The 11495-nt window shown below is 74.8% G+C and carries 10 protein-coding genes; 3 read left to right on the top strand and 7 right to left on the bottom strand.

Going from position 1 to position 11495, the window contains the following annotated elements; all coding sequences use genetic code 11:
• The first annotated feature begins 309 nt into the window (after window positions 1–309).
• From F9B16_RS44750 to F9B16_RS44760, 3 genes are all read left to right on the top strand, one after another.
• Window positions 310–1944, top strand: coding sequence for an ABC-F family ATP-binding cassette domain-containing protein (locus tag F9B16_RS44750; RefSeq protein ID WP_151546355.1), 1635 nt, complete (start codon window positions 310–312; stop codon window positions 1942–1944).
• Window positions 1945–2033: 89 nt separating this feature from the next.
• Complete coding sequence (locus F9B16_RS44755; RefSeq protein WP_151546356.1) at window positions 2034–2420, top strand: DUF2267 domain-containing protein; 387 nt, start codon at window positions 2034–2036, stop codon at window positions 2418–2420.
• An 81-nt stretch (window positions 2421–2501) separates the two neighbouring features.
• Window positions 2502–3695 (top strand): hypothetical protein, encoded by a 1194-nt coding sequence (locus tag F9B16_RS44760; RefSeq protein ID WP_225992498.1) that lies wholly within the window; start codon window positions 2502–2504, stop codon window positions 3693–3695.
• Between the two features lie 16 nt (window positions 3696–3711).
• On the opposite strand, the gene F9B16_RS44765 is transcribed toward F9B16_RS44760, so the two are convergent.
• From F9B16_RS44765 to F9B16_RS44795, 7 genes are all read right to left on the bottom strand, one after another.
• Window positions 3712–5715: an ATP-binding SpoIIE family protein phosphatase gene (locus F9B16_RS44765; protein ID WP_151546357.1), complete on the bottom strand. Its 2004-nt coding sequence runs from the start codon at window positions 5713–5715 to the stop codon at window positions 3712–3714.
• 181 nt (window positions 5716–5896) lie between these two features.
• Complete coding sequence (locus tag F9B16_RS44770) at window positions 5897–6670, bottom strand: SDR family oxidoreductase (protein ID WP_151546358.1); 774 nt, start codon at window positions 6668–6670, stop codon at window positions 5897–5899.
• Between the two features lie 18 nt (window positions 6671–6688).
• Window positions 6689–7642, bottom strand: coding sequence for an RNA polymerase sigma-70 factor (locus tag F9B16_RS44775; RefSeq protein WP_225992499.1), 954 nt, complete (start codon window positions 7640–7642; stop codon window positions 6689–6691).
• 1 nt (window position 7643) lies between these two features.
• Window positions 7644–8504 (bottom strand): spermidine synthase, encoded by an 861-nt coding sequence (locus F9B16_RS44780; protein WP_151546359.1) that lies wholly within the window; start codon window positions 8502–8504, stop codon window positions 7644–7646.
• Between the two features lie 66 nt (window positions 8505–8570).
• On the bottom strand, window positions 8571–9590 hold the full coding sequence (locus F9B16_RS44785) for an ABC transporter ATP-binding protein (protein ID WP_151546360.1): 1020 nt from the start codon (window positions 9588–9590) through the stop codon (window positions 8571–8573).
• Window positions 9574–10608, bottom strand: coding sequence for an ABC transporter ATP-binding protein (locus tag F9B16_RS44790; RefSeq protein WP_151546361.1), 1035 nt, complete (start codon window positions 10606–10608; stop codon window positions 9574–9576). Before F9B16_RS44790 ends, F9B16_RS44785 begins: the two co-directional genes overlap by 17 nt.
• Window positions 10609–10615: 7 nt before the next feature.
• A partial coding sequence (locus F9B16_RS44795; RefSeq protein ID WP_151546362.1) for an ABC transporter permease occupies window positions 10616–11495 on the bottom strand: 880 nt, incomplete at its 5' end.

The raw sequence follows: 11495 nt of genomic DNA on the forward strand, positions 1-11495 counted from the left end.
GTCCGGCTGCGGGAGGCCGCCGCCGGCCGGATGGGCTCCGACCTGCCCGGCGCCCTCGCCGAGGACGCCGCCGCGGCGCTGCTGGGACAGGTGGGCGCCGCGCGCTGATAGTGTTGGACCGGACGAGTGATCCGTAGAGGGAGATCAGCAGTGGCAGGTGACGACGACATCTCCGGGTGATCCCGGAAGTGATCGGCCACCGGTGCGCGCGGACGAGCGCCGCCGCCGTGGCCGCCCCGTCGTCGACCGCATCCCTGCCCCCTGCCGGGCGGCCCAGCTTCGCCCGCTTCATCCCACGAGGTCCCTCACGTGTCCGATGCACGCATCATCTGCTCCGGCCTGTCCTTCTCCTGGCCCGGCGACGTCCCGGTGTTCCAGGACCTGTCGTTCGCCGTCGGCGCCGGCCGCACCGGCCTCGTCGCGCCCAACGGCGCCGGCAAGAGCACGCTGCTGAAACTGATCGCGGGCGAGCTGCGGCCCGCCGCCGGTACCGTCGCGGCCGACGGCGTGCTCGGCCACCTGCCCCAGACCCTGCCGCTCGACGGCGACTTGACCGTGGCGGACGTCCTGGGCATCGCCCCGGTCGTCCGCGCGATCGACGCGATCGAGTCCGGCGACGCCGCCGAGGAGCACTTCGCGGTGATCGGCGACGACTGGGACATCGAGGAGCGCACCCGCGCCCAGCTCGACCGGCTGGGCCTCGGCGACGTCGCGCTGGACCGCCGCCTCGGCACGCTCAGCGGCGGCCAGGTCGTCTCGCTCGGCCTGGCCGCGCAGCTGCTGAAGCGGCCGGACGTGCTGCTGCTCGACGAGCCGACCAACAACCTCGACATCGACGCGCGGCACCGGCTGTACGGCGTCCTGGAGGACTGGAGCGGGTGCCTGCTCGTGGTGAGCCACGACCGGGCGCTGCTCGACCGGATGGACCGCATCGCCGAGCTGGAGCGCGGCGAGATGCGCTTCTACGGCGGGAACTTCACCGCCTACGAGGAGGCCCTCCGGATCGAGCAGGAGGCCGTGGAGAAGGACGTCCGCAGCGCCGAGCAGGAGGTGAAGCGGGAGAAGCGGGAGATGCAGCAGGCCCGGGAGCGGGCGGCGCGGCGGCAGAGCACCGCGGCGCGCAACCTCAAGGACGCGGGCCTGCCCAAGATCCTCGCCGGTGCGCGCAAGCGGCGCGCCCAGGAGTCGGCCGGACGGGCGGACGGGGCGCACGCCGCGCGGCTCGGCGACGCCCGCGCCCGCCTCCAGGAGGCCGAGCGCGCCCTGCGCGACGACCAGGCGATCAGCCTGGAACTGCCCGCCACCGCCGTGCCCGCCGGGCGGACGGTGTTCCTCGGCGAGCGCATGCGGGTCCGCTACGGCGACCGGGACGTCTTCGCCGAGCCGGGTGCGAGCCTGGAGATCCGGGGTCCCGAGCGCGTCGCGCTGATCGGCGCGAACGGCACCGGCAAGTCGACCCTGCTCCGCCTGATCGCCGGCGACCTGTCCCCCGAGGGCGGCGGGACGGCGCGGCGGGCCGACGGGCGCGTCGCGTACCTGTCGCAGCGCCTGGACCTGCTCGACCTCAACCGCACGGTGGCGGAGAACCTCGCCGCGTTCGCGCCGGGCGTGCCGGAGGCCGAGCGGATGAACCTGCTCGCCCGGTTCCTGTTCCGCGGTGCCCGCGCGCACCTGCCGGCCGGGGCGCTGTCCGGCGGGGAGCGGCTGCGCGCCACGCTCGCGTGCGTGCTGTGCGCCGAGCCGGCGCCGCAGCTGCTGCTCCTGGACGAGCCGACGAACAACCTCGACCTGGCGAGCGCGTCCTGGCTCGTCGGCGCGCTCAACGCCTACCAGGGCGCGTTCGTGGTGGTCAGCCATGACGAGCGGTTCCTGGCCGACATCGGGGTGGAGCGCTGGCTGCGGCTCGCGGACGGCCGGCTGCAGGAGGCCGCACCGCCCGCCTGATCACCCGGAACGGGATGAATGCCTTCTCTGACCGGCGGGTATCGGGGTCCGCATGGCCGTGACCGTCTGAGCCGACCTTCGGGGGGATCATGAAGGAGCACGAAATGGTGTCGGCCGTCCGCGAGACCGGGCGCATCGACACCGCCGACCACGCCGAACGCGCCATCGACGCCACGCTCACCGTCCTCGGCGAGCGGCTCGCCGGCGGGCAGAGCCGCGACCTGGCCGCGCAGCTGCCGCCCGCGCTCGCCGAGGCGCTGCCGGAGCAGGGCGCCGGGCACCGCTTCGGGCTCGAGGAGTTCTACGAGCGGGTCGCCGACACCGAGGGCACCCGGCCGCCGCAGGCGCGCCAGCACGCCCGCGCGGTCGTGGCCGCCGTCAAGGCGTCGGTCGAACCGGGCCTGTTCGAGCACATCATGGCGCAGCTCCCGGACGACTACGACGACCTGCTCGGCACCCAGCCCGTCCAGCACTGACCGCCCGGCACCGTCCGTGCCCGGACCGGGCGCGGATCCGGCCGTCCCCGGTCCTCTACGATGCCGCGGAGGGAACGAGGGGTGGACGGGGGCGGCTCGATGCGCGGGCATGGCGGAACGCCGCGCGGGCGCGGCAGGACGCTGCCCGGGATCGTCGCGGCGGCGGTGGTGCTGACCCTCGGCACGGACGCGTGGGTGCTCGCGTCGGGCCGGGCGGACGGCGGCGCCCGCGAACGGCGGCCCCGCGACCTGGTGTCGGTCACCAGGGCGGGCGCGCCGCCCGTCGAGGCCGTCGCGCCGCTGACCCGCCGCTACACCCCGCACCTGCTGGTCGCCGGGGCCGCGCCGCTGCCGCAGCAGGCCGTCGCCCGCGCCCGGCGGCTGAAGGGCGTCGCGGGGATCACCGTCGTGGACGCGGCCCGCGCGCAGGTCGGCGGGCACCGCGTCGGGCTGCTCGGTGTGGACCCGTCGTCGTTCCGGGCGTTCGCACCCGGGGCGACCGCCGAGTCCGACCAGCTCTGGCGGACGGTGGCGTCCGGCGGCCTCGCCCTGTCGTTCACGCTCGGGCAGGACGGCGCGTTCCCGCTCGGCACGGTCGTGCAGGCGGGCAGCAGCGCCCACCCCGGGCAGGTAAGGGTCGGCGCGTACGCGTCGCTGGGCATCGGCAGCGTCGACGCCGTCGTCTCGCACGAGCAGGCCCAGGCGCTCGGCCTGCCGGACGGCAACGCCCTGCTGCTCAGCGCGCCCAAGGCCGACATCCGCAAGCTGAGCAAGCGGCTGAAGCGGATCCTGCCGCGCGGGACGCGGATCGCCGCGCTGAACGCCCCGTCGTCACCCGGCAGGGCCGCGGCGCCGAAGAGCGCGCCGCGGATGACCGGACGCCCGGACGGTGCGCTGCCGTCCCGCACCCCGATCACCGGCAACCTGATGACGCCGACGATGCGGACGGTGCTGCTGGAGGTCAACGGGATGTTCGGGCCGTTCCCGACGATCGGCTGCTACCGCTCCACCGGCGACCCGCAGGACCACGGCGACGGCCGCGCCTGCGACTTCATGGAGAACACGGCGGGCCGGATGCCGAGCGCCCAGGCGCAGCGGCACGGCGACGAGGTCGCGGCGTACGCGGTCGCGAACGCACGGCGGCTCGGCATCTCCTACGTCATCTGGAAACAGCACATCTGGAACGTGCGCGGCGGCGGATGGCGCCCGATGGCGGACCGCGGCAGCATCACCCAGAACCACTACGACCACGTGCACATCTCGGTACTCCGCTAACGCACGGGACCGTCGCTCAGGGCAGTTCCTGCTCGCACCAGACGGATTTGCCGTCGGTGGTGCGGCGGACGCCCCAGCGCTGCGCGAGGCGCCCGACGACGTGCAGCCCGCGCCCGGACTCCGGCATGTCCTCCTCGTCGTCCTGGGGGCGGACGCGGGGACGGCCGTCGGAGGAGTCGAACACCTCGCACACCAGCCCGCCCTCGCGGACGAGGCGCAGCCCGACGCGGCCGCCCGCGTGGTTGATCGCGTTGGTGACGAGCTCGGAGGCCATCAGGACGGTGGAGTCGGCCAGCTCGTCCAGGCCCCAGCGGGCGAGCCGGTCGCGGACCAGGCCCCGGGCCCGCCGCACCGCGGCCGGCTCGGCGGGCAGCTCCCAGGTGGCGTGGTGGTCCTCCGGGATCCGGCTGAGCCGCGCCACCAGCATCGCGATGTCGTCGCGGTGCTGGTCGTCGTAGACGCCGTCGAGCGCGTCCTGGCACAGCTCCCCGAGCGGCCGGGACGCTGCGCCGGGCCCGAAGGTGCGCTGCAGCCGGGCCAGGCCGTCGTCGATGTCGCGGGCCCGGTTCTCCACGAGCCCGTCGGTGTACAGGAAGAGCAGCGTGCCGTCCTCGACGGTGAACTCGCGGCTGACGATCGGGCCGTCGCCGCCGACGCCGAGCGGCGGCGCGGGCGGCACCGCCAGGAAGTGGGACGCGGCGCCGGGCGGCGCGAGCAGCGGCGGCAGGTGCCCGGCGCTCGCGACCTCGCAGCGGCCGCTGACCGCGTCGTACACCACGTAGGCGCAGGTCGCGAAGTGCGGTTCGCGGTCGCCGAGGGTCCGCATCAGCGAGTCGAGCCGCTCCAGCGCCTCGGCGGGCGGCAGCTCCAGCTCGGCGAGGGTGTGGATCGAGGTGCGCAGCCGGCCCATCGTGACGGCCGCCTTCACCCCGTGCCCGGCGACGTCGCCGACGACGAGCGCGACGCGCGCCCCCGGCAGCGCGATCGACTCGTACCAGTCGCCGCCGACCTCGATGAGCCGGCTGCCGGGCAGGTACCGGTGGTGCACCTCGATCGGGGACGGCGCCGACAGCCCGGTCGGCAGCAGGCTGCGCTGCAGGGTCAGCGCGGTCGCCCGCTCCAGCGAGTACTGCCGCGCGCTCTCCACGTAGTTGGACGCGCGGGAGGCGAACTCCATCCCGATCTCGATGTCGTAGCGGTCGAACGGGCGGTGCGCGACGTTGCGGACGCCGACGAAGAACCCGAGCACCCCCGCCTGCGACATGATCGGCAGCAGCAGCATCGACGAGCCCTTGAGCAGGTCGGCGACCGGCGGGCGGTGCCAGACCTCGGCGAGCCGCGCCGCGCCCTCGCCGCCGAGCGCGGTCAGCTCCGGCTCGCCGGTCTCCAGGCACCGCGCGTACGGGGTGCCGGCCGGGTAGACGACGGACTCGCCGGTCGGGAACGCCGCGTCCCAGGCGGGGTCGCCGTCGTCGAACCCGATCGCCATCCGGCGCAGCGGCGGCCCGTCCGGGCCCGCGGGCGCCTCGTCGGCGTCCAGATGGCTCTCCAGCAGCATCAGCGCGCCGGAATTGCAGAAATGCGGCACGAGGACGTCCATCAGCCCCCGCGCCAGCAGTTCCAGGTCGAGGGTGGAGCCGATGCGCGGTAACCCGTCGTCGAGCAGCGCCCGGCGGATGACGGCGGGGTCGACGAACCGGTCGGCGAGCGGCACCGGGACGCGGATCACCGCCAGCGCGGCGAGGCCGCCGGGCTCGCCGCCGCTCATCGGGTGCACGGTGACGACCGCGTCGAGGGTGGCGCCGCCGGAGGTCTCGACGGCGAGCATCGCGGTGCGCTCCCGCCCGTGCTTCACCGCCTCCAGCAGCGGCTCGCGCGCGCCGGGGATCACCTCGTCGAGGCAGGCGCCCAGGAGCCCGTCCGGATTCGCGGACAGAACGGCGGCGGCGTTCCGCTCGGACTGGAGTATTCTCCCCGAGGAATCCGTGCCGAGAATGAGAATTCGGGTGGACGACTCCATCGCTCGATTATGGGACATGGCGCCGCCGGATGCGGCCGATACGGCGCGGGAGACCGGTCCGGAATTGCGTTCCCGGCGGGCCGCCGCCCGTTATCCGCGAATGGGCTCCGCGGGCGGGCGGCGGGCGGCCCGCGTCAGGACGGCCGTCCCCCGGCCGGGGCGCGGCGGACGGCGGTGCCGGTCACCCGCGCGGCCAGCGTTCGTCGAGGTAGTCCTGCCAGGTCCGCTTCCCGGCCTTCTGCCCGGGGGCGAGGTGGTGGCCCTCCTTGAAGCCGCGCGCCGTCTTGCCGAACAGCGGGAACGGCAGCCGCAGGCTGCGCCTGCCGCGCGCCTCCAGGTAGGCGCGGGCCATGTCCTCGAGCGCGAGCACCTCGGGGCCGCCCATGTCGTCGACGCGGCGCGCGGGCCCGGGGGCGAGCGCCAGGTCGGCCAGCCGGTCGGCGACCTCGCCGGCGTCGATCGGCTGTATCCGCAGCCCGGACGGCAGCGGCATCAGCCCGGGGACCTTGGTGAGGGCGTCCAGCACCATGCCCGGAAGGGTGTGGAACTGGGTGGCCCGCAGGATGGTGTAGGGCAGCCCCGAGTCCTCGATGAGCCGCTCCACCTCGTGCTTGATCCGGTAGTACGGGTACGGGATCTTGTCGACGCCGACGATCGAGATGTAGACCAGGTGCGGCGCGCCCTGCTTCCACGCCGCGTCCACCAGGTTCCGGGCGGCGGTCAGGTCGTCCTTGTAGTGCCGCCAGTCGCTGGCGCAGTGCACGATCGTGTCGGCGCCGTCGAGGGCCGCGCCGAGCCCGTCGCCGGTCTTGAGGTCCGCCCGGTGCCAGGTGACGCCGTTCTCCGGCGTCCTGGAGCGCCGGCTCAGCGCGCGCACGTCCGCGGCGTCCGCGGCGGCCAGCTTGCGGGTCAGGGGCGCGCCGAGCGTCCCGCTCGCCCCGGTCACGATGATCATTGACTCCTCCTTCGTCCGCTAAGAGGGACCGGGCAGTCTCCCAGAGCGTGACAGCGCGCGGGCGGCGAATCCGAGCTTGTCCGGATTGAGCACGGCGTGCACGGCCGTGACGCGGTCCCCGGACGCCTCCAGCACCGCGATCATGGTGAGCTCGCCGTCCACCCGGACGGCCAGCGCCGGCACGCCGTTGACCTCCTCGATCGACGGCTCGATCGACGCCCCGGGCAGGTCCGCGGCGCGGCGGGCGACGCCGAGGAGGAACCGCGCGACCCGGGTCCGTCCGGCGATCATGTTGCGGGCCGCGGTGACCTTGCCGCCGCCGTCGGACCAGGCGACGACGTCCTCGGCGAGGATCGCCTCCAGCCCGGCCAGGTCGCCGCGCACGGCCGCGTCCAGGAACCGCTCGACGAGCCGCCGCCACCGCTCGCCCGGCGGCGCGAACCGCCGTTCGGCGGACGCGACGCGCTGCCGGGCGCGCCGGTGCAGCTGCCGGCTCGCGGTCTCGGTGACGTCCAGCACCTCGGCGATGTCGCGGTGCTTATAGCCGAACGCCTCGCGCAGCACGAACACGGCGCGCTCGGCCGGGGTGAGCGACTCCATGAGGGTGAGCAGCGCCAGCGACACCGAGTCGCGCTGCTCGGCGGTCTCCAGCGGCCCGAGCACCCGCGCGCCGAGTTCCCCGGCGCCGGGCACCGGCTCGGGCAGCCACGGGCCCGTGTAGGTCTCGCGGCGCGCCCGCGCCGAGGCGAGCCGGTTGAGGCACAGGTTCGTGACGACCTTGATCAGCCAGGCCCGGGGCTCCTCGACGGCCGCCCGGTCCGTGCCGTTCCAGCGCAGGTAGGCGTCCTGCACGGCGTCCTCGGCCTCCTGCACCTCGCCGAGCATCCGGTACGCCAGGCCGGTCAGCCGGGGCCGCAGCTCCTCGAACGCCGCGAGGCCCGCCTCGTCCATGAGATCGGCGCCGGTCTCCATCTCACGACCTCCCGAAGACCTGCGGCGGCGGGGTGGGCGTCACGATCTCCTCGCCGTCGTGCAGCGGCGCGGCGCCGGCGCAGAACGCGGCGAGGTCGTCGCCCGCCACCATCCGGGCCCGCGCGATCCCGCCGGCGGCGCGCCGGGTCAGCTCGGCGACCGGCAGCGGCTCGCGGGACGCGGCGATGATCAGGTTGCCGAACCGGCGGCCGCGCAGCACGCCCGGGTCGCCCATCAGCAGCGTGTGCGGGAACACCGAGCGGACCGTCGCGGCGACGCGCCGCGCGAACGGCAGCCGGAACCCGTCGGCGACGTTCGCCAGGTACGCCCCGCGCGGCCGCAGCACCCGCGCCGCGTCCAGCACAAACTCGCGGGTCGCGAGCTCGACCGGCATCGACGCCTCGGCGAAGGCGTCCATCACGACGAGGTCGTCGGCCTCGTCGGCGAGCGCGGCGATGCCGCTGCGCCCGTCGGTGACGCGGATCCGCAGCCCCGGCACGCCCTTGACGGGCAGCCGCTCGCGGACGACCCGGACCAGCTCGGCGTCCGGCTCCAGCACGATCTGCCGCGACCCCGGGCGGGTCGCGGCGATGTAGCGGGGCAGGGTGCAGCCGGCGCCGCCGATGTGCACGGCGTCGAAGGCCTCGCCCTCCAGCCCGAGCGCGTCGACGACGTCGCCCATCAGCCGCATGTACTCGAAGTCGAGGTAGGTGGGGTCGGACAGGTCCACGTAGGACTGCGGGACGCCGCCGACGAGCAGCATCCAGCCGCCGTCGCGGTCGGCGTCGCGCAGCAGCTCGGCCTCGCCGCCGTCGATCGTGAACGTGTCCGGCCGCGGACCGTGCCTGCCCTTGCGCGCCATGCCCCCACCCTACGGAACCGTCCCGGCCCGCCCCGATCGGCCCGCTCCGGCCGGCGCGGGCCGGCGTCAGGCCTGCTCGGTGAGGGCCTGCTCCTCGGCGAAGTGGCAGGCGCTCGGGTGCGCGGACGCGTCGCGCTCCACCAGCTCGGGGACGTCCTGCGCGCAGACGTCCCGGGCCTTCCAGCAGCGGGTGCGGAACCGGCAGCCGGACGGCGGGTCGAGCGGCGACGGCGGCTCGCCCTCCAGCTGGATCTGCCCCGCCCAGCCGGGGGCGTCGGGGTCGGGCACCGGGACGGCCGACAGCAGCGCCTGCGTGTACGGGTGGGTCGGGTGCTCGTAGATCTGCTCCTCGTCGCCGGTCTCGACGACCTTGCCGAGGTACATGACCGCGATCCGGTCGGAGATGTGCCGGACCGCCGCGAGGTCGTGCGCGATGAACACGTACGCCAGCCCGAGCTCGCGCTGCAGCTCGGCGAGCAGGTTCATGACCTGCGCCTGGACGGACACGTCCAGCGCGGACACCGGTTCGTCGCAGACGATGACGTCGGGTCGCAGGGCCAGCGCGCGGGCGATGCCGACGCGCTGCCGCTGCCCGCCGGAGAACTGGTGCGGGTACCGGTTGACGTGGTCGGGGTCGAGGCCGACCAGTTCCAGCAGCTCCTGCACGCGCGCGCGCCGCTCCCCCTTGGGCGCCGCGTCCGGGTGGATCGCGAAGGGCTCCCCCACGATGTCGCCGACGGTCATCCGCGGGTTCAGCGAGGAGTACGGGTCCTGCAACACCATCTGAATGCGGCGCCGGAGCGCGCGCAGCTCCTTGCGTGGCAGCGCGAAGACGTCCCGCCCGTCGAACCGGACGGTCCCGGCGGTCGGGCGCTCGGCCGCCAGCAGCAGCTTGGCGAGCGTCGACTTCCCGCAGCCGGACTCGCCGACGACCCCGAGCGTCTCGCCGCGCCGCAGCTCCAGGTCGACGCCGTCCACCGCCCGGACGTGCCCCACCGCCCGTTTGATCACCACGCCGCGGGTGACGGGGTAGTGCTTGACCAGGCCGTCGACCTCCAGGATCGGGCCCTCACTCGGCTCCGGCACCGTGCACCTCCTCGGCGAAGTGGCAGGCGGCCTCGTGGCCCGGCGCGACGGTCACCAGCGGCGGGCGCTCGGCGGCGCAGAGCGCCTCCGCGCGCGGGCAGCGCGGCTGGAACGGGCAGCCCGGCGGCAGCGCGGCCGGGTTCGGCGGCGACCCCTTGATCGGGACGAGTGCGTCCCCGCGCCGGTCCAGCCGCGGCACGGACGCGAGCAGCCCGCGCGTGTACGGGTGCGCGGGCCGCGCGTACAGCTCGCGGGCGGGCGCCTGCTCGGCCACCGACCCGGCGTACATCACGACGATCCGGTCCGCGACGCCGGCGACGACGCCGAGGTCGTGGGTGATGAGCACCATCCCCATCCGCAGCTCGTCCTGGAGCGCCGCGAGCAGCCGCATGATCTGCGCCTGCACGGTGACGTCGAGCGCGGTCGTCGGCTCGTCGGCGATCAGCACGTCCGGCTCCAGCGCCAGCGCCATCGCGATCATGATGCGCTGGCGCATGCCGCCGGAGAACTGGTGCGGGTAGTCGCCGAGCCGCTGCGCGGCGGACGGGATCCGCACCCGCTCCATCAGCTCGACCGCCTTGTCGCGGGCCGCCCGGCGGCCGAGCCCGCGGTGTACCCGGTACATCTCGCGGATCTGGTCGCCGACGGTGAACACCGGGTTCAGCGCGGTCAGCGCGTCCTGGAAGATCATCGAGATGCGGTCGCCGCGGTACCCGCGGCGCCGCCGCTCGGGCAGCCCGAGCAGCTCCTCGCCGCGCAGCCGCACCGACCCGCCGGTGATCTCCGCGGGCGGGGTGTCGAGGATGCCCATCACGGCCTGCGCCGCGACGCTCTTGCCCGACCCGGACTCGCCGAGGATCGCGACGGTCTCCCCCTCGCCGAGCGTGTAGGACAGCCCGTTCACCGCGCGGACGTCGCGTCCCCGCACGCGGAACGACACGTGCAAGTCGTCGACCTCCAGCAGCGGCGGCGGCTCCGCCGGCTCCCGCGGCAGGTCCTTGGCCAGCTCCGTCGTCATCGCGTGCTCACCGCAGCTTCGGGTCGAGGGCGTCGCGGGCCGCGTCGCCGAGCATCAGGAAGCTCAGCACCGTGGCCGACAGGAACACCGCGGGGAAGATCAGCAGGTGCGGGTGGTCGACGAAGGAGTCCTGCGCCAGGTTCAGCTGCAGGCCCCAGGACACCTTCGGGTACTGCAGGCCGACGCCGAGGAAGTCCAGCGTCGCCTCGCCCGCGATCACGTTGCCGACGTTGAGGGTGGCGACCACGATCACCGGCGCGATCGCGTTCGGCAGGATGTGCCGCGCCATGATCCGCCGGTCGGACGCGCCGAGCAGCCGCGCGGCCTGCACGTAGTCGGCGTCCCGGACGGCGATCACCTGCGCCCGCATGATCCGGATCATCGTGGTCCAGCCGAGCAGCACCAGCACCAGCGTCATCGCGCCGACCCCGTGGCTCGGGAACGCGACCAGGATGACGGTCGCGCCGAGCACGAACGGCAGCCCGAAGAACACGTCGGTCAGCCGCGCGATCAGCGCGTCCAGGAGGCCGCCGTAGTAGCCGGCCAGCATCCCGAACACCAGCGCGATGGCGAACGCGAACAGGGTGACCGCCACGCCGATCAGCAGGGTCGGGCGGGCGCCGTGCACGACGTGCGCGTAGTAGTCGCAGCCGGCGAGGTCGGTGCCGAACCAGTGCGCGCCGGACGGGCCGAGCTTGGCGTCGTTCGGGTCGCAGCCCTCGTTCACGCCCGTCGAGGTGAACAGCCGCGGCACCGCCGCCATCAGCGCGACCAGCAGCAGGAACGCCGACGACGCCCAGAACACCCAGCGGCGCCGCAGGTCGCGCCACGCGTCGTCCCACAGCGACGCCCGGCCGAGCTCCCCGCCGGCGACCGCGACGGCCGCC

It is taken from the genome of Actinomadura montaniterrae (assembly GCF_008923365.1).
In the GTDB taxonomy this organism is placed as follows: domain Bacteria; phylum Actinomycetota; class Actinomycetes; order Streptosporangiales; family Streptosporangiaceae; genus Spirillospora; species Spirillospora montaniterrae.